The following is a 24217-nucleotide window of genomic DNA, read 5'->3' as shown; positions in this document are numbered from 1 at the left end:
ACGGTAGGACGACGATCAGATGCGGGGCATGCCGCGCTGGCGGACGTGGTCGAGCATCTGGCGATGCCCGGGCAGTGCCGCCAGCATCTTGCGGGTCAGCCCTGCCACCTCGCCGAAATGACCCTCGGCGCGCTGCACCTCGTCGCTGCGCCGGGTGGTTGCGCGCTGCTCGGGAACGAAACCCATGCCATACAGGATGTACTGCCAGCTGGCCGAAGGGAACACTTCGTCGATCCGGTCCAGGTCGTAGCGCGAGGGCGGCTGATGCCGCCACAGCGCCAGCAGCTCCTGCAGCCGCTCCGGAACCGACTCGGCGCGCCGGTTGTCGCGCCAGTAGTCGCTATCGTCGCGCTGGCTGAGCACGTAGTGCAGCTTGAGGAAATCGACCACGCGTTCGAAGCGGTAAGCAAACGCGTCGTTGAAGCGCCGGGCAATGCTGTCCATGGTGTCGCGGGTGGCCGGCATCTGCTCGCTGAGCATGGTCGCGGCCAGCTCCACCAGCACCAGCGAGGAGGCTTCCAGCGGCTCCACGAATCCACTCGCCAGTCCCACCGCCACGCAATTGCGATGCCAGGTCTGCGAGCGATAGCCCGGTTCGAAGCCCAGCCGCACCGGCACCAGGTCCTGCTCGGCTAAACCGGCATCGCGCACGTAGCGGCGCAGCTCGGCTTCCGCGTCCTCGTCGCTGCTGTGCGCGCTCGAATACACGTGGCCGATGCCGCGCCGCGATTGCAGGCCGATGTCCCAGATCCATCCGTTGCGCTGCGCGGTGGACACGGTCTGGCAGGCGATCGGCGCCTCCGCCGTGGGGTAGGGCACCTGCAGCGCCAGCGCGCGGTCGTTGAACAGCACATCGCGCACCGCCACCGGGCCGATGCGGTAATGCCCGTCCAGCAACAGGGCGCGCATGCCGCTGCAGTCGACGAACAGGTCGCCGGCAATCGCGCCGTGGTCGCGGGTGCGCAGCGCGGCGATGTCGCCGCTCTCGTGCACGTCGATCTCGCTGACATGGTCGGCGACATGGCGCACGCCCAGGCGCTGGGTGCAGTGGTTACGCAGGAACACGCCGAGCTTGCCCGCGTCCAGGTGGTAGGCGTAGTTGGCGACCGCGGCGAATTCGGGCGTGGAGAACTGCTTGGGCGCCTTGCCCGCCTCGCACAGGTGCGGTTGCACGCTCACCAGCTCGCCGAACGGCACGTCGCGGTGCGCCAGCCAGCCGGCAACCAGATTGGTGTCGAGATAGCCTTGCGGCAGCACGAACGGGTGGTAGTAGCTGTCGTCGTCGCGGTCCGTGGTCCAGCGCACGAACTTCGAGCCCTGCTTGAATGCTGCGTCGCATTCGCGGATGAAGTCGGTCTCGGACACGCCGATCCGGCGCAGGGTGTCGCGCATCGTCGGCCAGGTGCCCTCGCCCACGCCGATGGTAGGCACGTCCGGCGATTCGATCAGGGTGACCTGCAATCCCGTTGCGGAGGCGGTGTCATGGTCGGCCGCAATTATCGCGGCGGTCAGCCAGCCGGCCGAGCCGCCGCCCAGGATCACGATGTGGCGCACTGCATCAGCCAACCGGGGAACTCCAGCGCAGGACGGTCGCACGGCAAGCATAGGCGCAAACGAAGAAGCCGCTGGGTTCCAGCGGCTTCTCCTGCTGCGCGGCGCGTGCCGCGCCCACCATCAGAACTTGTAACGGAAACCCAACGCGTAGCGCGGGCCGGTCTGGGTGGCGAACAGCACCTGGTTCTGGTGACGTCCGTGGATACGCTGGGTCTCATCGGTCAGGTTGATGCCCTCGAACTGGATCGAGAACTGGTCGGTTACCGCATAGCCCACGCTGAGGTCGAGTTGGCCGTAGGCCTCGGTGTAGTTCGGGTTCGGACCCGCGCCGTCGAAACGGCCCGACAGGAACTCGTCGCGCCAGTTGTAGGCCGCACGCACCTGCCACGGACCCTTGTCGTAGAACGCCACCAGATTCGCCGAATCGCTCAGGCCCTCCAGCGCGAACTGCTCTCCGACCACGTAGTTGTCGTAGGTCAGGTCGGAATCGACGATGGTGTAGTTGGCGGCCAAGCCGAAGCCGGTTTCGCCGAACACGTGCTGGACGTTGAATTCCCAGCCGTCGAGTTCGGCCGAACGCTGGTTGGCGGGCGAGGTGATGCGGAAGTTCGCGATCGGGTCGCCCGGCTGGCCGACGATGGTGCCGGTGAAGTTGCCCGTGCTGTCCACGCCGGTCGCATCCACGCCCGGGTCGCCGTCGTGGTTTTCGAAGATGAAGTTGCGGATGCAGACCACATCGGAGGTCGGGCAGCCGCTGGCGATCGCCTCGTTCCAGTACGCGCCGCCCACCGGGGTGTGGAGGTCGAACGGTGTGTCCTGGACCTGGGTGACGCCGATGTAGTTGTCGATGTCCTTGCGGAAATAGCCGACCGACAGGTAGCTCGATTCGGCGTAATACCATTCGAACGACAGGTCGAAGTTCTTCGACAGCAGCGGCTCGAGCGCGGGATTGCCCTGGTTGCCGGTGCCTCCGTCCACGCGCACGATCTGGTCCAGGGTCTGCCCGCCCTGGATGTCGGCCCAGCCCGGCCTGCCGATGGTCTCGCCGTAGCTGCCGCGCAGCACCATGCTGTCGGTGAGCTCCATGCTCAGGTCCACGCTGGGCAGCACGTAGTCGTATTCGCCCTTGAGCGTGGTGAAGCCGGGTTCGCCGAAGATCACGTTGAGCTCGTTCGCGGCGCCCCAGGAAATGGCGGTCGCGATCGGCACCAGCGCTGAGGATTCCACCTCGGTCTTCTCGTAGCGCACGCCGACCGCGGCATTGATCGGCATCGCGGTTTCCCAGCGGGTCGACCACTGCACATAGGCGCTCTGCGACTTCTCGTTGGTGCGCAGGTCGCGGCTGTACGCGTCGGGCGCGCGGTACCAGTCCTCTCGTCCGGTCAGCTCGGCGGCGCGATCGCGCAGGCGCTCGAAATCGAACAGCAGGAAAGTGTCCGTGAAGCCCGGATCGTTGTGGCCGGAGAACTGGTCGAAGTACTGGCCGATCGTGTCGACCGACCAGATGTTGTCCTCGTAGTCCGCAGGCGTGCCTACGCCGCCCCAGGTGTCGCGCTGCATGAAGCCGTAGGCCGTGCGGTTGTTGACCTCGGTGCTCGAGATGCCGAAGTCCAGCGCGGAGTAGTCGCCGAACTCCCATTTGCCGCGCACCTGGCCCTGTTCGACCTCGGACTTGGTATAGGCGTTGTGGAACACCGAGCCGGTCACCAGCGCCTGCGAGGGCTGCACCGCGGTCAGGCCGGTCGGCAGCTGCACGTTCAGCACCGGGAAGTCGCCACTGAAATCGACCGACGTGGTGCCGCGCACGAAGGCCGCCACGCCGAGTACGCCGGCCGAACCATAGGGGCTATCGGGGCGGGATTCGGCGGTGGAATCGTGATAGTCGAAGTTCAGATCCAGCGAATCGGTCACTTCCCATTCGACATTGAAGCCCACCGACTCGTTCTCGTTTCGGGTGGCGAAACGCGCACCGCCCATGGACAGGTCGGACGGGGCGCCGTTCGGATCGATGATTTCCGAGTAGAAATCCGGAGCCGCCACCGGACCGTCGGTCCAAGCGCTCTCGGACGGGCCGAAGTTGAACCACACCGACAGCTCGTTGCGCTGCTGCTGGATCTTGTTCTCGGAGTAGGTGTAGTCCAGCGTGGTGGTGATGCGGTCGGTCGGCGCCCACTGCATGACCAGCTGGCCGTTGGTGCGCTGACGCTGCACGCCGTTGACGTTGTAGTTGAGGTTCTGCGGCACCGAGTAGATGTCGGTGGGATCGGGTCGGTTGGTGATGTTCTCAGAACCCGGCGCGCCCGGTTGCGGGATCGTGCCCCAGTTGTTCTCGTCGCCGCGGAACGGGCCGCGCCAGCCGTTGCCGACCGCGACCTGGCTGAAGCCGAAGTCGCGTTCCTGGTAGCTCGCGCTTACGCCGATACCGAACTTGCCGTCGGCGAAGGTGTTGCTGAAGATCGCCGACATTTCCGGCGTGAGCGTGTTGCCCTGCAGCGTGTCCGGCAGGTTTTCGTTGGAGGTGTCGTGGACCGCCTTCAGGCCCACGTTGCCGACGAAGCCCGGGTTGTCCAGCGGGCGCGCGGTCTTGATGTTGATGGTCGCGCCGATGCCGCCGGTCGGGGTGCTGGCGCGGCTGGTCTTGTAGACCTCGACTTCGGAGATCGCTTCCGAAGCCAGGTTGGCGAAATCGAATGCGCGCGAGTTGGACACGCCGGCGCCGCCACCGCCCAGGCTGGAGGCCGGCATCTGCCGCCCGTTCAACAGCACCAGGTTGAAGTCGGGGCCGACGCCGCGCACCGTGACCTTGGAACCTTCGCCGAGCGAGCGGTCGATCGACACGCCGCTGATGCGCTGCAGCGATTCGGCCAGGTTGGTGTCGGGGAACTTGCCGATGTCCTCGGCGACGATCCCGTCGACCACGCCTTGCGAGTTGCGCTTGAGGTTCATCGACGAGGTCAGGCTTCCGCGGATGCCGGTGACCACGACCGCGTCGAGCTCGGTCGGATCGTCGGTCGCCGTCGCGGTTTGCGGCGAAGCGCTATCGCTCGCAGTCGCGGAAGGATCCGTCTGCGGTTCTTCGGCGACCTGTGCGTAAGCAGGCTGCCCTAATGCAAGCAGCAGTGCAGACACGAGCAGTCGCTGCCTGGGCATCACCTGGCGTGGCTTCATCGATCGTTCTCCCCGAATCGCGCGAAAGTTTTTTTGTTGTTGCCGTAACGCGACGCGCACGGCCGTCGCGTCGTGGTCGCATTGGAGCGTCGATTGACAGCGTTGTCAACATGAGCCAGAACAAGCCTAAGTCATTATTTTTATTAATTTTTGCTGTGTTTTGTGTTGCGTCGCAGCACAAGTCGTTACAAGTTGGAAACGGTTACACCGCGTCGCATGCTTGCTCATCTAGAACTGCGCGTGCGGTGGTTGCGCGGCATGATTGATACCCATCGATGTTCGCGATGTGCGTGGCGCGCAATGCCCCGGTCGTTTGTTCCGGTCGTTTTTTTCCACGAGCGTGTAGCAGATGCTGGGCGGTTGCTCATGCCAGTGACACCGCCTGCAACAAATGGCAAGCATTGAAGGCTCGACCCCGAGGACTTCATGCGGAGGCGGGTTGGCTCGGACGCCGCGCACGCTCGCAGGACAGCGCTAATAGCTGTCGTTGCCGTCCTCGTCGTCGCCACGCAGGACCTTGCGTTGCATCGCGTCGAGGTAGGCGTCCGCTTCTGCCGTCGAAGCGAAGATCTCGCCCATCGGCACCGCCTTGACCAGGTCGAAGACCTTCTGGATCTGCGGCTGCGGGTTGACCACCAATACCTTGCCATCGCGTGCCGCCAGTGCCTTACGCGCTTTGAAGATCGAGCGGATGCCGGCCGAGCTGATGTATTCCAGGCCGGCAAGGTCGAGCACCAGCGAGTGGATGTCGGAAGCCAGCAGCGGTGCCAACCGCTGGTCGAACTCGCCGAAGGTATGGGTATCGAGGCGACCATCCAGGGCGACGCGCGAACTGCCCGCGCGGGCAGGCTCGATGCGGATCCGGAGATTCATGGCGACGCTCCTTCCAGTCAGTGCGCGGGCAACACCACGCGCAGGATGTTGTACGGTTCTTCACGGGTGTAACTGACGCTTTCCGCCAGGCTGCGGACCAGGTGCACTCCCAGGCCGCCGATCCGTCGGTCGAGGGTGCCGGCGTCCAGGTCCGGCTTTGGCGCCGACAACGGATCGAAGGGCCGGCCGGTATCGCGGAACTCGACCAGCAGGCGTGCACCGGAGCGTGCGATGTCGACCAGGATCTGTTGCTGTGGCCCGCGCTCGCCAGCGTCCAGGCCGTGGTCCATCGCGTTGCTCGCCACTTCCTCTACGATCAGGCGCAGATCGCCGCGGGCGTTCGCGGCGATCGCGTGCTCGGCCAGCGCGCGGTCGATTGCATCGAGCAGTTCGCCCAGGTGCTCGCGCCGGTTCGGCACCGAGATCTTCAGCCGCATCACCGACTCCCTTCGACGTCGAGGGACCAGCATAGTGCGAGCAAGGTGATGTCGTCGGATTGCTCGGCGCCGCCGACGAAGCCGCGCACCGCTCCGGCCAGCGCGGTACAGAGTTGCTGCGGATTTGCGTCCGGGAGCAACGCGTCCAGCAGGCGATCCTCCCCGAACGCCTGCTGGCGAGTGTCGAAGGCCTCGCTGATGCCGTCGGTGTAGGCCAGCAGGGCGTCGCCCGGCTGTAGCCGGCCTCGCCAGACCGGATAGTGATCCGCGATCTCGAGTCCCAGCGGCGGGCCCGCCTGCACCGGCAGGAATTCGCGGCGGCCGTCGGCATGCACCCGGACCGGAGACTCGTGTCCGGCGCTCGCCAGCTGCAGTTCGCCGCTGGCCACGTCCATAAGCCCGCACAGCACGGTGGCGAACATGCAGGTGTCGTTGCCTTCGACCAGCCGCGATGCGGCCGCGCGCAATGCCTGCTCAGGCGTACCGCCGAGCCCGGCCGCGACTTCCATCACGGTGATCGTGCGGGCCATGAACAGCGCCGCCGGGACACCCTTGTCGGAGACATCGCCGATCGCGAACCACAACTGCCGGCCGTCGCGGGCGAAGAACGTGTAGAAGTCGCCACCCACAGCCTTGGCCGGTTCCAGCAGCGCATGCGCGCGCAGGACGTGGCCGCCCTGCCGCAGCACCGGTGCGGGATGCAGCATCGCCAATTGGATGTCGCGTGCGATCGACAGCTCGCTTTCCAGCTTCTGCCGGCTGCGCGCCAGCCGCTCGATCTCACCCAGCTGGGCGCGGATCGACGCGCGCGCGCGATCGAACGCACGCGCCAGCAGGCCGACTTCATCGCTGCGTTCGGTATGCGGCAGCGGCCAGTCGAAGTCGCCCCTGACGAAATGACCTGCCGAATCGCTCAACGCGAGCAGCGGCCCGGTGATCGGGCGCGCGATCAGCGACAGCACCAGCACGAGCAACAGCACGGCCAGCAGACCGCCGCCGATGACCGCGCGGGTGCTGCGCGAGAGTTCGTCCAGCGCATAGCGCTCGGACACGGTGACCAATACGGTCCAGGCGCTGTGCGGCACCGGCTGGACCATGGCGATACGGCGCATGCGGGTGACCGGATCGGAGTAAGTCACGTTGGCGGGACGGCGTTCGCGCACGGCTTCCAGCAGCGGTCGCAGCGCGCCGTTGTCGACTTCCCTGGCGCGCGCATCCAGGCTGACGCGCAGTTCCAGCGCCGGCGAAGGATGCACGACGTACAGGCGCTCCGGGCTCAGTACCAGGCGTTGTACCGGCGAATGCAGCGTCTGCGCGCCGACCAGTGCGGCCAACCTTCGCACCGGCACGTCCAGGCTGACCATGCCAACGGGCTGCGCATCGTCGCGCCGCAGCGGCAGGTTGTAGGTGACGAACATTTCGTTACCGGTGGCGGCGTTGCGATACGGTTCCGACCACCAGGCTTCGCCCCGTCCGACGGTGCGCCGCCACCACGGCTGGTCGTGGTAGTCGTAACCGGGCGAGAGCATCGATTGGGTATGAAAGCGCTCGCCGTCGCGACGCACGTACCAGTGGTAGCCGGGATCGCCCGGCGCGAGCGCGGCCGGTTCCAGGATCAGCATTGCTCCAGCGACATCCACGTCGCCCTTCACCGCCGCATGCAGCAGCGCGGCGAACGTGCGTGGATCATGGCCGACGCCGTGCACCGCTTCGGCCAGGGTGGCCGCGCCCACCTCCACTGAGCCCAGCTTCGCGCCCAGGCCCAGTGCGGTCTGTTCGGCCAGCGCACGGATCTCGCGTTGGCTCTGGGACAGCAGCAGTTCGCGTGCGCTCGCCTGGACGATCAGAGTCGCCGCGACCAGCACCGCGACGCTGCCCAGGGCCATCCCCAGCAGCAGCCGTGACCGCAGGCTGCGATACCAGGGCACGGCCCGGACATCGCGCTCGGGCACGACCGCCGTTGCCGCGAAGCCCGTCGCCTGCGCCATGGCCCGCCCGATGCAATTCGCCGTCCCGAGCATCGAAGCGACCCCCGGCAGTGTCAAGCGAACCGGCGGCGCGTACGCCGGTTCACGCAGGGCGTCACGCTTTGCCGCCGACGCATCTCCGTTTCCCCTCGCGCGTCGTCCGCCACGGCTGGCCCGATGGCCAGCGTCTGGCGAGGCGTCGGCCAGGCCCGGCAGCGCTCGGAAGCGCCGCCGCCTCTACGTTTTGGATTTCACCCGGATTAATCGCGCTGCAGCATTCGGACCTCGGCCTGCCGCTGCTAGACTCGCTCTCCATCGACCCAGATCCCGGTAGAACCCCGGCCCCGGAGCGCGCATGAACGACTGGCTGAGCGACCTGCTGCAGAACGACCCCGACCCGGTCGAGTCGCGCGAGTGGATCGAATCGATCAAGGCCGTGATCGATCACGACGGGGCCGAGCGCGCGCATCAGCTGCTCGAAGGCATGGTCGAGCTGACCCGGCGCGCCGGCGCGCACCTGCCCTTCGCGCCCACCACTGAATACATCAACACCATCCCGACCCATCTCGAGCCGAAGATGCCGGGCGACGCGACCATGGAATGGCGGATCCGCTCGATCATCCGCTGGAACGCCATGGCCATGGTGGTGCGCGCCAACCGCAAGCCGGGCGACCTGGGCGGCCATATCGCCAGCTTCGCCAGCTCGGCCACGCTGTACGACGTGGGCTTCAACCACTTCTGGCGGGCGCCGTCCGACGATCACCCGGGTGATTTGCTCTACGTGCAGGGTCACAGCTCGCCAGGCATCTACGCGCGCGCCTTCCTCGAAGGCCGCATCAGCGAATCCCAGCTCGACCACTTCCGCATGGAGGTCGATGGTCGCGGCGTGTCCAGCTATCCGCATCCGTGGTTGATGCCCGAGTTCTGGCAGACGCCGACCGTGTCCATGGGCTTGGGTCCCATCGCCGCCATCTACCAGGCGCGCAACTGGAAATACCTGGAAGCGCGCGGCCTGATGCCCAAGAGCGACCGCAAGGTGTGGTGCTTCATGGGCGATGGCGAATGCGACGAGCCCGAATCGCTCGGCGCGATTTCCGTGGCCGGGCGCGAAGGCCTGGACAACCTGGTGTTCGTCATCAACTGCAACCTGCAGCGGCTCGACGGACCGGTGCGCGGCAACGGCAAGATCATCCAGGAGCTGGAAGGCGCGTTCCGCGGCGCCGGCTGGAACGTGGTGAAGACGGTCTGGGGAAGCTACTGGGATCCGCTGCTGGCCAAGGACACCAGCGGGGCGCTCAAGCGGGTGATGATGGAAACCGTCGACGGCGAATACCAGAACTGCAAGGCCTTCGGCGGTGCGTACACACGCGAGCATTTCTTCGGCAAGACGCCCGAAACCCTGGCGATGGTCGCCAACATGTCCGACGACGACATCTGGCGCCTCAACCGCGGCGGCCACGATCCGCACAAGGTCTACGCCGCCTACGACAACGCCATGAAGACCAAGGGCCAGCCGACCGTGATCCTGGCCAAGACGGTCAAGGGTTACGGCATGGGCGCCTCGGGCGAGGCGCTCAACCCGACCCACCAGACCAAGAAGCTCGACGACGACGCGGTGCGCGCCTTCCGCGACCGCTTCAAGATCCCGGTGGCCGACGCCCAGCTCAACGACCACCAGGTCCCGTTCTACCACCCGGGCGAAAAGTCGCCGGAGGTCGAGTACCTGATGGAACGCCGGCATGCGCTCGGCGGTTTTCTGCCAAAACGCCGGCCCAAGAGCACGCAGGTGTTCGAGGCGCCGAAGCTCGAAACCTTCGATCGTTTGCTCAAGTCCACCGGCGAGCGCGAGATCAGCACCACCATGGCCTTCGTGCAGGCGCTCAATATCATCCTGCGCGACAAGCAGGTGGGCCCGCGCGTGGTGCCGATCGTGGCCGACGAAGCGCGTACCTTCGGCATGGAAGGCCTGTTCCGCCAGCTGGGCATCTACGCGCCGCAGGGCCAGAAGTACAAGCCGGTCGATGCCGACCAGCTCATGTTCTATCGCGAGGACGCCGCCGGGCAGGTGCTCGAAGAGGGCATCACCGAGGCCGGTGCGTTCTCCAGCTGGATGGCCGCGGCCACCAGCTACAGCACCAACGACCTGCCGCTGCTGCCGTTCTACATCTACTACTCGATGTTCGGTTTCCAGCGCATCGGCGATTCCGCGTGGCAGGCCGCCGACATGCGCGCGCGCGGCTTCCTGCTGGGCGCTACCGCCGGTCGCACCACCCTGAACGGGGAAGGGTTGCAGCACGAGGACGGTCATAGCCATCTGCTGTCCGGCGCCATTCCCAACTGCCGCAGCTACGATCCCACCTTCGGTTTCGAGGTCGCGGTGATCGTGCAGCACGGCATGCAGCGCATGCTCAAGGACCAGGTGGACGAGTACTACTATCTGACCCTCATGAACGAGAACTACGCCCACCCCGACATGCCCGAAGGCGCGGCCGAGGGGATCATCAAGGGCATGTACCTGCTCAGCTCGACTTCTGCCAACGGCAGCGCCTCCCCCGCGAACGGTGGCAAAGCGCGCAGCGGCGCCGCCGCGGCAGGCGAGGGCAGTAACACGAAGAAGAAACCCACCACGCCGCATGTGCAGCTGCTCGGCTCCGGCACCATCCTGCGCGAAGCCATCGCCGCGGCCGAACTGCTGGACAAGGACTTCGGCGTCACCGCCGACATCTGGAGCTGCCCCAGCTTCACCGAGCTGCGTCGCGATGGTTACGACGCCGAACGCTTCAACCGCTTCAACCCCGAGGCGAAGAAACCGCGCAAGGCCTACGTCACCGAACTGCTGGAAGGCCGCCAAGGGCCGGTCATCGCCGCCACCGACTACGTGCGCGCCTATGCCGACCAGATCCGCGCCTTCGTGCCGTCGTCGACGTACACGGTTCTCGGCACCGACGGTTTCGGCCGCAGCGACACCCGCGCCAACCTGCGCCGCCACTTCGAGGTGGACCGCTACTACATCGCGCACGCCGCCATCGCCGCACTTGCGACCGAAGGCAAGATGACGGCCAAGGATGTCGCGCGCGCGATCAAGCAGTACAAGATCGACGCGGAGAAGCCCAACCCCATCGGCGTCTGATCGACATCCGTCGCGAACGGACCATAGGGTGCGCCCCGGCGCACCACTGGAGCAGCCGCCGAAACGGATGACAAGCCCGCCGCCCACACCGCGCTATCCTGCCTGCGCCTTCTCCGCCCCGGGCGCGCGATGAAGCAGTGCATCCGCTACGTGCTTACCGACGACCAGGTCCAGCTGGCCTGGGCCGAGGCAGGGCGCGGGCCGCCGCTGGTCAAGGCGGCCACCTGGCTGACCCATCTGCAGTACGACCTGGAAAGCCCGGTCTGGGCGCATTGGATCCGCTTCTTCGCCGAGCACTTCCGCTATATCCGCTACGACGAGCGCGGTTGCGGCATGTCCGATCGCAATGCTGGCGACCTGGCGCAGGAGCACTGGCTGGAAGACCTGGAAACCGTCATCGACGCGGCCGCCATCGACCGCCCTGCCGCGCTGCTGGGCATCAGCCAGGGCGCGGCCACCGCGATCCGCTACGCGGTGCGCCACCCGCAACGCGTTTCGCACCTGATCCTGTACGGCGGCTACGCGGTGGGCGGCCTGAAGACCGACGATGCGCAGCGGCGCGCGCTCTACCAGGCAGTGATGGAAGTGGTCGGCATCGGCTGGGGCAGCAACAACCCGGCCTTTCGCCAGCTGTTCACCGCGCGCTTCGTGCCGCAGGGCACCCAGCCGCAGCTGGACTGGTTCAACGATCTGTGCCGCAACACCACCTCGGCCGCCAACGCGCGGGCGCTGCTGCAGGCGCGCGGCAACGTGGACGTGCGCGAGCTGCTCGCCCAGGTGCGCGTGCCGACCCTCGTGCTGCACTCGTGCAACGACCAGATCGCGCCGCTGTCGCAGGGCCGCTGGCTGGCCAGCCATATCCCGGGCGCCCGCTTCGTGCAGCTGGATTCGCACAACCATGTGCTGCTCGAACACGAGCCGGCCTGGAACGAATTCCGCGAAGCGGTGCTGGAGTTCACCGGCCTGGCCGACGCGGAAGCCGCAGCGGAGGCCGGCCTGATCGCCGCGTTGACCGCACGCGAACGCATGGCCCTGCGCCTGCTGTGCGAAGGCCGCAGCAACGCGCAGATCGGCTGGCAGCTGGGCATCGCCGAGAAGACCGTGCGCAACCACGTCTCCAGCCTGTACCGGAAGCTGGGCGTGCGCAGCCGCGCCGAGGCCATCGTGCTGGCACATCGCCAGCACCCACCCGAATCGTCCGGTTGAAGCCCCGAAACCGGGACATTTGTCCCGGTGTGCAGCCTGCAGGCGTCAGCAACCGGGACAAGGTTCCCATTGGCCGCAACGCGCCGGCTGCACAGACTGCGGGCATCTGGCGACGGTGCATCTGTCGCGCCGTTGCGTCCCCGGAGATCCCCCATGTCCCGCCTGCTTGCCCTGCTGTATGGCGCCGCGTGCTACGCGGTGTTCCTGGCCACCTTCCTGTATGCCATCCCCTTTGTCGCCGGCATCGGCGTGCCCAAGCACATCGACAACGGCGTGCCGACCGCGCTGCCGCTGGCGCTGGCCATCGACCTGGCCCTGCTGGGACTGTTCGCGGTCCAGCACAGCGGCATGGCGCGGCCCGCGTTCAAGCGCTGGTGGACGCGCATCGTGCCCGCGCCGGTGGAGCGCAGCACCTATGTGCTGGCCAGCAGTCTGGTGCTCGCGCTCCTGTTCTGGCAGTGGCGGCCGTTGACGCCGGCGCTCTGGCAGGTCGAGGAGCCGTCTGCGCGGATCGCGCTGCTGGCGCTGTCCGCGATCGGCTGGCTGCTGGTGCTCACCAGCACCTTCCTGATCAACCACTTCGACCTGTTCGGTTTGCGCCAGGTCTGGCGCCACGCGCGGGGGCAGGGTCCGGCGCCGCACGCGCCGTTCGTGGTGCGCGCGCTGTACCGGATCGTCCGCCACCCGATCATGCTCGGCTTCCTCATCGCATTCTGGGCCACACCGACGATGAGCCTGGGCCACCTGCTGTTCGCGCTGATGACTACCGGCTACATCCTGGTGGCAGTGAAGTTCCTGGAGGAACGCGACCTCATCGCGCAATACGGCGACACCTACCGCGACTACCAGCGCCGTGTGCCGATGATCCTGCCGCTGCCCAAGGGCAGGCCGGTGCACGGCGGCCTGGGATCCGCTGCACCACGCCTTTGACCCTGTCATCGGAGGATGACGTCGAGCGGTGCGCGCCGTGCGGGCCACCGCCCCGCACGCCGAGGTCACCGGCGATGCCGTGATCGCACCCGATCCATGACCTCCGGCCCGTGCCCAGCGCCACCGGAGGCGCATGATCCGCGGACCCCCGCCGTCCGGAGTCCGCCATGCGCCAGCTGCTGCTCGCCTCCTGCATCGCCCTTGCCACCGTGTCCGGTTGCGCCAGCGGCGGCGGGGTGTCGCCATCGCCCGACATCGCCGCGGTGCTGGCCAGCTCCTCGCGTTCGGCCGAGGACCGGGAGCGCGATGCGCGCGACAAGCCGGCCGAAGTGCTGGCGCTGGCGAAGTTAGAGGCGGGCGACACCGTGGCCGACATCCTGGCCGGCAGCGGCTACTACAGCGAGATCCTGTCGGGCATCGTCGGCCCGCAGGGCCAGGTGCTGCTGGTGAACGATGAGCGCTATGACGCGTTCGGCAAGGAAGGCCTCGCCAAGCGGTTGGCGGACGGACGCCTGCCGAACGTGCGGCACGTGGTCGGGCCGAGCGAGGCGCTGGGCATGGGCGAGAACGTGCTGGACGGTGCGGTGATCGTGATGTCGTACCACGACCTGTACTGGGTGGACGAGAAGAAGCCGGACCCGCCGAAGATCGATGCCGGCCAGTTCCTCGACCAGATCGCGCGCGCGCTCAAGCCAGGAGGCGTGCTGCTGGTGGTCGACCACAGCGCCAAGCAAGGCACCGGCAGCAGCGCCGCGCAGACGCTGCACCGCATCGACGAGCAGTTCGCGATCGCCGATTTCAAGCAGCACGGGCTCGCCCTGGAAGCGGAACTTCCGGTGCTGCGCAATGCCGCCGACGATCGCAGCAAGAACGTGTTCGATCCGGCGATCCGCGGCAAGACCGACCGCTTCGTGCACCTGTACCGCAAGGCGAATTGATCGACGGCGCGGGCATGGCACCGGCCGGCCTCCAGTTCGGACACGGCAGCTTCTACGGCGACTATCGCGAGCGGCGCCAGGTCGGCGACCTGGCGCTCGCCGAGCTGCGGCCGACGGTGCCGGAGCACGAGGTCGAAACCCACACCCACGACGACGCGCACTTCCTGCTGCTGCTCGACGGCAACTACCTCAGCAGCGCACGAGGCATGCCCGCCGTCTGCAATACCCGCGCGCTGGTGCTGAATCCGCCGGGCACGACCCACCGCGACTGCTTTCGCGGGCTCGACGGCCGTTTCTTCACCCTGTCCATTCCGGCCGCGCTCTGGCGATCGGCGACCGAGCAGCGCGCGTTGCCGGGACATGCGCTGCAACTGTCACTGTCCGGCCTGGTGCAGGCCACCGGGCTGTGGCGCGAACTGCGCGGCTGGGACAGCGCGTCGCCGCTGGTGATCGAAGCCGGGGTCGAAGCGCTGTTCGACGCCGCCGCACTGGCGCAGCGCGTGCAGCATCGCGACGGCCCGGCCTGGCTCGAACGCGCGCGCGAACAGCTGCACGACGATTGCATCCACACCCCGCGGCTATCCGCGCTGGCGTGCACCGCGGATGTGCATCCCGTCTACTTCGCGCGCGCTTTCCGCCGCCGCTACGGGTGCTCGCCCGGCGAGTACCTGCGCCACTGCCGGATGGAGCGGGCGATCGGCCTGCTGCACGACCGGCACACGAGCCTGGCCGAAGTCGCCGCCGCCTGCGGCTTCGTCGACCAGAGCCACTTCACCCACGCCTTCCGCCGCCGTTACCGCTGCACCCCGGCGCAGTACCGCGCGCTGGCCTGAGCGGCAGGTTCAGAACGTACAAGCCGGGTACCGCCGCGGCTGCTAGGGTACGCGCGCCTTCACGATGGACCGCCCATGCAACTGCTCCGCACCCTGCTGCCCGCCTGCCTCCTTGCACTGAGCCCGATCGCCCACGCCGCCGAGGCAGCCGCAGGCTTCGACGGGCTGACCCGCGCAGTGGAAGCCGGCGACTTCAAACAGATCACCAGCGTGCTGGTCGCCCGCGACGGCAAGCTCCTCTACGAGCACTACTTCGACGACGGCGGCGCCGAAGCCCGCCGCAACACCCGCTCGGCGACCAAGACCGTGGCCGGGATGCTGGTGGGCCTGGCCATCGCCGACGGCAAGCTGCCGGATGCGCAGGCGCCGTTGCTGCCGTACCTGGATTACGCCAGGCCCATCGAGAACGACGATCCGCGCAAGGCCAAGATCACCTTCGAGGACGTCATGACCATGTCCTCGCTGCTGGAATGCCATGACGAGAACCAGTACTCGCGCGGCAACGAGGAACGCATGTACCTGGTCGAGGACTGGGTGAAGTTCTATCTCGACCTGCCGATCCAGGGCTTTCCGGCGTGGATGCCGACACCGGCGCAGTCGCCGTACGGGCGCAACTTCCGTTACTGCACCGCCGGCGTGACCGCGTTGGGCGCGGCGATCCAGGGGGCCGTCGGCGAACGACTGGATGCCTATGCGCAGCGCCGCCTGTTCGCGCCACTGGGCATCGACCAGCCGCAATGGCAATTCTCCCCGCTGGGCCTGCCGCAGGCCGGCGGCGGCCTGGGCCTGCGCAGCCGCGACCTGCTGGCCCTGGGCCAGCTCTACCTCGACGGCGGCAGGCACGACGGCAAAGCCCTGGTCCCCGAAGCCTGGGTGCGCGCGTCGACCGCCGCCCACGCCCGCGTCGACGATGGCGTGGAATACGGCTACCTGTGGTGGCTGATGCAGTTCCCGGTGGGCGACAAGGTCTGGAAGTCGTTCGCCATGAACGGCGCGGGCGGCAACTCGGTGCAGGTGTTCCCCGCCGAGCGCGTGGTCGTGGTGATCACCACCACCAACTACGACGTGCAGCAGCCGCACCGGCTCACGGCGAAGCTGTTGATGGAGCAGGTGCTGCCCGGCATTCCGGGGAGCTGACCGGAGGCGGTGAATCTGTGACACGGCGCGCGGCCAGCCGGCTCTTTCGTGCCATCTGACAGCCCGCAAGCCCTGCATGTGGTAAACCGCATGCGCATGACCCCGTCCAGCGCCGGCGCCACCCTGACCGAACTGCTCGCGCAGCCGGACTGGCCGTGCGCGTTCGCCGAAGCGGAGACGCCGCACGCGCTCGCCGCGCAGGTCCTGCGGTTCGCCCGCACCCATCCCGACTGCACCCATGCCCGGCTGCTGTGGGCGCTGGGCCTGGAACAGCCCGAAAGCGAACCTGCCGACGCGTCGGCCGCCGATGTTCAACGGGCCCGGGCGGCGGCCGCGCGCAAGACGGCGCAATGGTCGGCCGACGGCAGCCAGCTCGCCCTGCCGTTGTCCGCGCAGAGCGACCCGGCCGTGCTGCTGCTCGACTTCGCCCCGCCGCCGCCGGCGCAGCACCTGCCCGATCACTGGCCATCGCTGCTGCACCTGGCCGACCAGCTGCTGCAGCGCGCGCTGGCGACCGAAGCCCTGCGCGAGTCGGTCGCCGGGCTCGCGCGCTCCGAGCAGCTGCAGCGCGCGCTGTTCGCGATCGCCGACCTGGCCGGCTCCGACCACGACATGCCGGAGATGCTGCGCGGCATCCACGCCATCGTCGGCTCGCTCATGTACGCGGAGAACTGCTACATCGTCCGCCTCGACCACGAGCGCCAGAGCTTCCGCTTCCTCTATTACGTGGATCTGGAAGATCCCCAGCCGCCGGACGACGTGCCGCTGAGCGAGCGCGAAGGCACCCTGACCTGGTACCTGCTGCGCGACGGCAGGCCGCTGCGTGGCCCCACCGAGCAGCTGCGCCAGCAGGTGTCCGGGCCGCTGCACTACCTGGGCACCGACAGCTACGACTGGCTCGGCGTGCCGATGCTGCGCGATGGGGTGGTCCAGGGCGCGATCGTGCTGCAGAGCTACGAGCCTGGCATCGTTTACTCGGCCGAGGACCAGGCGCTGCTGGAATTCGTCGGCAGCCACATCCTCACCGCGCTGGAGCGCAAGCAGCACCAGGACGTGCTCGAGAGCAGCGTGCGCCAGCGCACCGCCGAACTGGCCGAGGCCAACATCGGCCTGCAGGCCGAGATCGTCGAGCGCGAACGCGCCGAGCGCCTGCAGGCGGCGTTGTTCGAGATCGCGCAGCTGGCCACCGCCGACATCGACGAGGAGCAGTTCTACCGCAGCATCCACCGCGTGGTCGGCGGGCTGATCAATGCCCGCAATTTCTTCATCGCGCTGCTCTCCGAGGAGCGCACCATGCTGGAATTCCCCTACTACGTCGACGACATGCGGACGGGTCGCACCGCGCGCCCGCTGGGCCGGGGCCTGAGCGAATACGTGCTGCGCCACGGGCAGGCGATGCTGGGCAACATCGAGGACATCATGGAGCTGGCGCGCCAGGGCGAGGTGGCCCTGGAGGATGCGGGCACGCCGTCGGTGTGCTGGCTCGGGGTGCCGCTGCTGGTCGGCGACGAGGTGATCGGCGTGGTGGCGGTGCAGAGCTACGACCGCGCGGTGTCCTACGGACCGGCGGACCAGGAACTGCTGCAGTTCGTCGCCTCGCAGATCGCCAACAGCCTCAACCGGCGGCGCACCGCGCAGATCCAGCAGCGGGCCTTCGCCCAGCTCGAACAGCGCGTGCAGGAACGCACCCAGGCGCTGCGCCGGGAGATCCTGGAGCGCGAACGCGTCCAGCATCAGCTCGAACACCAGGTCCTGCACGACGCGCTGACCGATCTGCCCAATCGCGGCTACCTGCGCGAGCGCATGGAACGCGTGCTGGCGCTGCAGCGGCGCGAACCGGAGCGGCAGTTCGCGCTGCTATACCTCGACGTGGACCGCTTCAAGGTGATCAACGACAGCCTCGGGCATCTGGCCGGCGACGACTTCCTCAAGCAGATCGCGCTGCGCATGGCCGCGTGCGTGCGCGAGCCCGACCTGGTGGCGCGGCTGTCCGGCGACGAGTTCGCGATCCTGCTGGAGGACCTGCCCGACGTGAGCGCCGCCGTGCACGTGGCCCAGCGCGTGCTGCAGGACATCGGCGCGCCGTTGCAGGTGGCCGGCAAGGAGCTGGAACCCTCGGCCAGCATCGGCATCGCCATCGCCGACAGCCGTTACCGGCATGCCGACGAAGTGCTGCGCGATGCCGACGTCGCGCTGTACCGGGCCAAGGCGCTGGGCCGCAAGCGCTTCGCGCTGTTCGACGCGTCGCTGCAGAAACATGCGATCGACGTGCTGGCGATGGAGGGCGAACTGCGGGTGGCCCTGCTGCGCGACCAGTTCGTGCCGTACTTCCAACCGATCCTGGACCTGGAAAGCGGCCGGGTGCAGGGCTACGAAGCGCTGATCCGCTGGAACCACCCCAGCCGCGGCCTGATCGGGCCGGGCGAATTCCTGCGCGTCGCCGAGGACAGCGGCAACATCGAGGCGATCGACTGGTGGATGTTCGAGCACAGCTGCGCGCTGGCCGCCACCCGGCTCGGCCCCGGCGACTGGTATCTCACCCTCAACGTCTCGCCATTGCATTTCCGCCATGGCGACTTCTCCGAACGCCTGCTCGGCATGCTCGCCCGCACCGGCCTGGCGCCGTCGCGGCTGGTGATCGAGGTCACCGAGGGCTCGCTGCTCGACGACCCGGAAGGCGTGCGCGAACTGCTGGGCCGGCTACGCGACCAGGGCGTGGCCGCGGCGCTGGACGATTTCGGCACCGGCTACTCCTCGCTGAGCTACCTGCACACCTTCCCGCTGCGCATCGTCAAGATCGACCGCAGCTTCGTCGCGCGCCTGGGCGAACCGGGCAGCGACAACAGCGAGGCGGTGGTCGCATCGATCCTGGCCCTGGCCCAGGCGCTCGGCCTGGAAGCCCTGGCCGAAGGCATCGAAACCCAGGCCCAGCACGACGCCCTGCTCGCCATGGGCTGCCGCCTGGGGCAGGGCTATCTGCTCGGCAGGCCGGCGCCGGTGGAGGATTGGGTTTAGCGCCCGATCGCGAGTGCGCGGACGCTTGCCTTCAGTTCACGGCAGCGCCTTGAAGAACTCGTCGAACACGGCCGGTCCTGGCACGACCGGCGCCGGCATGCCGGCAACGCAGGAGATGTCCGGGTCGACGGTAGGATCGTCGAGAAAACGCAGCGCGATGCCGCGGGTGCAGTCGTCGGTGCCCATGGCCGAATGGCTCGCACCCGCCACGCTGACCAGCGTGGCCTTGGCCAACATCCGCATCGCCGCGGTCGCATCGCTGGTCGGGGTGGCCGGGTCGTATTCGCCGGCATAGACCAGCGCCGGAACCGAAACCGGCGTGTCGTCGAAGAAAGCGGCCGGCGCCTGCTCGGGCTGCAGTGCTGCGCAGACCTGGTCCGGCTCGTCCGGCTCCATGTCCTGCGCCAGATCCGGATGCGCCACCACGGCCTTGCGGATCGCCGGGGCCGACGGCCGTGGGTAGATGTCATGACACTCCACCAGCCATTTCTGCGCATACGAGGTGGTGCCAAACGTGTGCGGGCCGGAAAAAGGCCCCGCCACCTTCAGCACCATCGCGTCGTCGCCCGCCGCCGCCCGCTTCAGCAGCTCCGGCACCACCGCAGCGGTCCTGCCCCGCACCAGCAGGTTCCAGGCGGTGCCCAGGAATGTCGATCCGCTCACCTGGCCATCGGCGGTTTTCAGCGGGCTGCGGTCGTAGCGGGCGATGGCGGTGGCCGCATCCTTGCGCATGTCCGGATAGGTTGCGCGGCACGTCTCATCCAGGTTGCAGCGTGCCTGCAGCGCCCCGAGCCCCTCTGCCAGCGCACTGACCTGCTCGGCGCGGTTGGGCGAATTGGGCGCAAATACCGAGTTGAAGATGATCGATCGCACCCGCGCCGGATGCCGGCGTGCCAGCTCGAAGGCCGGCAGCGAACCGAAGGACGTGGCCAGCACGTTCCATTGCCGGTAGCCCAGCGCCTGGCGCAACGCCTCGGCATCGTCCGCGATGGCGGTGGAACTGTAGGCCGCCGGATCCCTGCCGCGCTCGGCCATGCTCTTGCGGCACGCGCTGGCGGCTTCGCGCTTGCGGCGCAGCTCGATCGCGGCGCCGGGCGCTTCCGCCGCCAGCTTGTCGAGCGCCGCATCGAACTCGGGACAGATCGCCGGCGTCGACTTGCCGGAGCCGCGCTGGTCGAACAGCACCAGGTCGCTTCCTGCGCGCAGGGCCTCGACCGTTGGCGACTCCAGCCACGCCGGCACCACCTCCAGCGTGGCGATCCCCGGCCCACCGTGCAGGTAAAGGATCGGATCGTCGGTCGGCTCGGCACCGCTCCTGCGCAGCACCACCACCGGCAGCGACAGCGACACCGCCTTGTTGGCGCCATGACGCTCAGGCACCTGCAAGCGCCCACATTCCACGCCTACCGCATCCGGCACGTCGATGGACTTGCAATCGACTTTGGCGTACGTACCCGCCGGCGCCGGACGCGCATCGGCAACCTCGCTGCCCGCCGGCTGCGCATGGGCGATGGGAGACAGCATTGCTGCTGCGAGCAGGCCCAGGTGCACCGTCGTGCGGAAGTTCATATGCGTACCGTCGCGAGAGAAGCCATGCGGTTCAACGCCGATACGGGAGTTTTACGGTCAAGTAGACGCTGACCTCGCCTCGAAAGCGGTCATGCGTCGATGGCCGCTGCCGGCCACAAGCGGGCATGGACCAACCACCAGAATTAAGCTGAGCCGCGAAGCGGCGGCGGCTTGAACGAACTGTCAGACCGGTTCGCTGAGCAAACTGGACGGAGCAATGCCGAGGAGACGGATGCCTGAGTCAAGGACGCGTGCTCCTGGACCTGGGTGGCGTGGAGGAGCTGCCAAGATCAGACGCGACGCCTGACCGGATCCCCGCTGCATGGAAGGCACGACATTGTGCTGGGCACTGGCAGAAGAAGCCGTGCCACGAGCGGCGTCATCCGCTGCGCTGCCTCGCACACCAAGGCAACACGCCGACGCGCCCTTCAGTGGCGGGCGGCCTGTGCGCGTTCTCCGTCGTCGCGTTGCGTAGTCTCGCGACTTTGCGCGAACTCCGGGAAGGTCTCCGCTATCGGCGCCGCCTCCGGCAAGATGTAGAACACCCCGCCCCGCTCGAACGTCGGACGGATGATCTGCTCGTAGAACTCGGGCGAGACGTTGATGCAGCCATGGGTGATGCGGTTGTCGTCCGGCGAAGGCGATGCAAGGCGCTCGACGCGTCTCTCGGCCGGGACGCCGGTCGCGGTAGGGTGGATGGAGACCGCGGAATCGTAGTCCACCCACAGCACGCGCCCGGCGTCGATCGACGGACCGAATCCGCCCACAAAGCGACCAGCAGGCGTCGTGCGATCCCGGCCCGGAATCTCGCGAAGCGCCAGGCCGGCGACGCCGGGGGCCGTATGGTCGCCGGTCGCCGAGCCAAAGAGCCCGGGGGCCGCGCCGCGAGGCCGGCCGTCGCCGTCGAATACCAGGATCTGTGCGGCGGCCTTGTCTATGACCGCGAACGGATAGCCTTGGTTGTCCTTGGCTGCCACAACCCAGCCCGCGAGCTCGATCACTGTGCCCGCCACATCCTGGCCTCGCGGAAGCTGGTCGGCGGCGGCGACCGGTTGCGCGGCGGCCTCCTCGGCGCTGGCCACGCCGACGCTTGCGAACGCCAGCGCCAGCGCCAGCGCACCATTAACGGCCCGGATCGCAGGGTGTGTGTGCGTACGGATGGGACGGTTCCTTGGAACGAATGACTAATGAAGATACGAGACCGGTGGCCAGCAAGACCACCGGATTCCGGTTCAGGGCGTTCGTCGCGGGTTGTGCGCGACTAACCGCGCGGCTCGCGGCGCGGTGCCGCTTCGAGCTGCTGGACGCGGCCCTCGATCTGATCCAGCCGCTGGTTGGCCTGCTGCGCGGACTGGTTGGCGGCTTCGGCGCTCTGGGCCGCGCTCTGCACCCGCGTGTCCAGTTGATCGAGGCGTGAGTTGATCCCTGCAAACTCGTCGTCATAGGTGGCGCAGGCGCCAAGGCCCAGGGTGGCGATCGCCAGGGCGAGCGCACGTGCCATCGTCAGATGCTGCTTGGTCAGAAACATGCCACTTCTCCTCGTCGGGGGAATCCGAAATATAGCGACCATTCTTGCCGGCGTCTTGGCCCGCATTCAGCTGAGGTTTGAATACGTCTCTTGTCTGTGAAGAGGTGGCAACCACTGGGAGTTGCGGCTTGAATCCATCAGTCGCCACGAAAACTCCCAGCATTTGATCGGCCATCACAACCTTGACCAGCAGTGCCGCTGTAAGCAGGGCCAGATGCATCGTCATGCGGAAAGCCACATGCGTGCCGTCGCGAGAGAAGCCATGCGGTTCGACGCCGAGACGGACTTTGCGCGGTCAGGTCGGCTTTCGCCTCGAGTCGAAAGTGGTTAGTGCGTCCATGCCGCCGGCTAGTAACATTCCTAGAAGTGTCCCTAGCACCATTGCCCTAGAGAAGCCCTGCGTCCAGTGGCAATCCTATTCGGGAAATGAAAACGGATTTGAACCAGTCCCCTTTTCATTCTCCGTAGAGCTTCTTCTCAACGTCCGTGAAGCACTGGCGCCCGCGCAGTGGATCCATACGCGGGTCGAGCCTCATCCAGTTCACTAGGAACGACCCGTCGGTAAGCGCGCGTGCCAGCGACTCACATCCCAGGTCGAGCTCCCCAAGTGTCGCCCGGATTGTCGCGAGTTCGTACGACTCGCCGAACCCGCGACTCTGCAACGCGTCAAGCCGCGCGATCTCGCGCAGCGCATCTTCGCGCCGGCCCATCTTCGCGTAGAGCACGCCGAGATCGCCCTGCCACGCGCCGACGACCTTGCGTGCCTGCAGCTGCGCGAGTGCTTCGTCAAAACGGCCTGTGGCCGTGAGTGCCCGCGCGAGCACGCTGCGACCCGTGTCAAACCCGGGGTTGGCTTCAATGATCGGCGCCAGTAGCGCAATCGCCTCATCGTAGCGGCGCGCGTTGAACAGGATCAGCGCGTAGTTGGACGAGAGCAGCAGGGTCATCGGTTCCAGGGCCCGGGCGCGACGCATGTCCGCGAGCCCCTCCTCGACCCGCCCTTGCTGGGCATGCCACATCGCGGAGTAGTGCCAGAAGCTGGCGGTATTGAGGCCCAGCTGCCGCCCCTTCTCCAGATCCCGTGTCGCCGCGGCAAAGTCCTTGTCGAAGTCCATGTGGATGTGGAGCAAGGTTACGTGCGCATCCGCAACTCCTGGATCGAGCCTGAGGGCACGCTCGGCCGCTGCGCGCGCCTTCGGCAGCCCGTCCGCGGGCGTCATCAGTTGGCGCACGACTGCGCCCGTGAGCGTGCGGCTGTAACCCGCCCATGCCTCAGCGTATTGCGGATCTTCCTTGATCGACTCTTCGAGCTTGGCGAGTGCGAGCGCGGTCGCGTCGACGTCGCGTCGCGAACGTTGATGCATGCCCTCGACGTACAGCTCCTCTGCGCGGGCGCTGGGGATGTGACGCGCTCCGCCCGCTCTGCGCTCGCTGAACCAGAAGATACTGAGGCCCGCAGCCAACGCAACGACTGCGAACGCCAGCAGGAGCCACATACCGCGCGCGGAGCGGACCGGTGTCGAGTCGATCGCGGCTGCCGGCACCGCCGTGGCCAGCTTTCCGATGAAGCGGTAGCCCACGCGCGGCAGAGTCTCCACGTACCGCGGTGTGTCGCCGACGTCGTCGAGCGCGACGCGCAACTTGCGCACCGCTACATTGAGCCCGTTGTCGAAGTCGACGACTCCCCGCGGCCACAGCGCTTTGACGAGTTGTTCGCGCGTCACGACCTCGCCCGCCCGGTCGGTAAGTTCGATGAGGACGCGCAGGGGCTGCTGTGGCAGCCGGGTCATGCGCCCGTCGCGCGAGATCTCGCCCGAGACGCGATCCACCGTCCAGCCGTCGAATTGCAGGGCTCGCTGTTCCACGGACCGAATAATAAAGAAGTAAGGGCGATCCAAGGGCCGGTTAATGGCTTAAAGGTGTTCCGAAAGG

The 24217-nt window shown here is 67.5% G+C and carries 16 protein-coding genes; 7 read left to right on the top strand and 9 right to left on the bottom strand.

All coding sequences use genetic code 11. The annotated features are described in order from the left end of the window. Positions 1–15 precede the first annotated feature (15 nt). The 5 genes from MC375_RS02965 to MC375_RS02945 all read right to left on the bottom strand — a co-directional run bounded on the left by MC375_RS02965 (position 16) and on the right by MC375_RS02945 (position 8020). Positions 16–1566 carry a tryptophan halogenase family protein gene (locus MC375_RS02965; RefSeq protein WP_242101782.1) on the bottom strand — a complete coding sequence of 517 codons (1551 nt, stop codon included), beginning with the start codon at positions 1564–1566 and terminating at the stop codon, positions 16–18. A 108-nt stretch (positions 1567–1674) separates the two neighbouring features. Continuing rightward, positions 1675–4722, bottom strand: coding sequence for a TonB-dependent receptor (locus tag MC375_RS02960; protein WP_242101781.1), 3048 nt, complete (start codon positions 4720–4722; stop codon positions 1675–1677). A gap of 474 nt (positions 4723–5196) precedes the next feature. Next, positions 5197–5595 (bottom strand): STAS domain-containing protein, encoded by a 399-nt coding sequence (locus MC375_RS02955; protein WP_242101780.1) that lies wholly within the window; start codon positions 5593–5595, stop codon positions 5197–5199. Positions 5596–5612: 17 nt separating this feature from the next. Further along, the gene (locus tag MC375_RS02950; RefSeq protein WP_242101779.1) at positions 5613–6032 is read right to left on the bottom strand and encodes an ATP-binding protein; all 420 of its coding nucleotides are present in this window, start codon (positions 6030–6032) and stop codon (positions 5613–5615) included. Further along, complete coding sequence (locus MC375_RS02945) at positions 6032–8020, bottom strand: SpoIIE family protein phosphatase (protein WP_242101778.1); 1989 nt, start codon at positions 8018–8020, stop codon at positions 6032–6034. Before MC375_RS02945 ends, MC375_RS02950 begins: the two co-directional genes overlap by 1 nt. Positions 8021–8354: 334 nt before the next feature. Between MC375_RS02945 and aceE the strand changes: the two genes are divergently transcribed. The 7 genes from aceE to MC375_RS02910 all read left to right on the top strand — a co-directional run bounded on the left by aceE (position 8355) and on the right by MC375_RS02910 (position 19188). Further along, complete coding sequence (gene aceE, locus MC375_RS02940) at positions 8355–11129, top strand: pyruvate dehydrogenase (acetyl-transferring), homodimeric type (protein ID WP_242101777.1); 2775 nt, start codon at positions 8355–8357, stop codon at positions 11127–11129. Between the two features lie 129 nt (positions 11130–11258). Further along, positions 11259–12335, top strand: a complete 1077-nt coding sequence (locus MC375_RS02935) for an alpha/beta fold hydrolase (RefSeq protein WP_242101776.1) — start codon at positions 11259–11261, stop codon at positions 12333–12335. 153 nt (positions 12336–12488) lie between these two features. After that, on the top strand, positions 12489–13265 hold the full coding sequence (gene mddA / locus MC375_RS02930) for a methanethiol S-methyltransferase (protein WP_242101775.1): 777 nt from the start codon (positions 12489–12491) through the stop codon (positions 13263–13265). A gap of 167 nt (positions 13266–13432) precedes the next feature. After that, a complete protein-coding gene (locus MC375_RS02925) occupies positions 13433–14203 on the top strand; it encodes a hypothetical protein (protein WP_242101774.1) in 771 nt (256 codons plus the stop codon). Between the two features lie 14 nt (positions 14204–14217). Beyond that, positions 14218–15036: an AraC family transcriptional regulator gene (locus MC375_RS02920; RefSeq protein WP_242101773.1), complete on the top strand. Its 819-nt coding sequence runs from the start codon at positions 14218–14220 to the stop codon at positions 15034–15036. 75 nt (positions 15037–15111) lie between these two features. Further along, positions 15112–16173, top strand: a complete 1062-nt coding sequence (locus MC375_RS02915; protein WP_242101772.1) for a serine hydrolase — start codon at positions 15112–15114, stop codon at positions 16171–16173. Positions 16174–16269: 96 nt separating this feature from the next. Continuing rightward, positions 16270–19188 carry an EAL domain-containing protein gene (locus tag MC375_RS02910; protein ID WP_242101771.1) on the top strand — a complete coding sequence of 973 codons (2919 nt, stop codon included), beginning with the start codon at positions 16270–16272 and terminating at the stop codon, positions 19186–19188. Positions 19189–19224: 36 nt separating this feature from the next. Here the strand turns inward: MC375_RS02910 and MC375_RS02905 are convergent, their stop codons facing one another. From MC375_RS02905 to MC375_RS02890, 4 genes are all read right to left on the bottom strand, one after another. Next, positions 19225–20757 (bottom strand): alpha/beta fold hydrolase, encoded by a 1533-nt coding sequence (locus tag MC375_RS02905; protein WP_242101770.1) that lies wholly within the window; start codon positions 20755–20757, stop codon positions 19225–19227. Between the two features lie 428 nt (positions 20758–21185). Then, complete coding sequence (locus tag MC375_RS02900) at positions 21186–21866, bottom strand: L,D-transpeptidase (protein ID WP_242102938.1); 681 nt, start codon at positions 21864–21866, stop codon at positions 21186–21188. 152 nt (positions 21867–22018) lie between these two features. Further along, entirely contained in the window at positions 22019–22285 is a 267-nt protein-coding gene (locus MC375_RS02895; RefSeq protein WP_242101769.1) for a hypothetical protein, read from the bottom strand. A 455-nt stretch (positions 22286–22740) separates the two neighbouring features. Beyond that, entirely contained in the window at positions 22741–24150 is a 1410-nt protein-coding gene (locus tag MC375_RS02890; protein WP_242101768.1) for a winged helix-turn-helix domain-containing protein, read from the bottom strand. Positions 24151–24217 lie beyond the last annotated feature (67 nt).

Source organism: Lysobacter sp. M2-1, assembly GCF_022662495.1.
Classification (GTDB): Bacteria; Pseudomonadota; Gammaproteobacteria; order Xanthomonadales; family Xanthomonadaceae; genus JAKPBU01.
The sequence above is the reverse complement of the archived record's forward strand: the minus strand, read 5'-3'. Positions and strand labels throughout refer to the sequence as shown.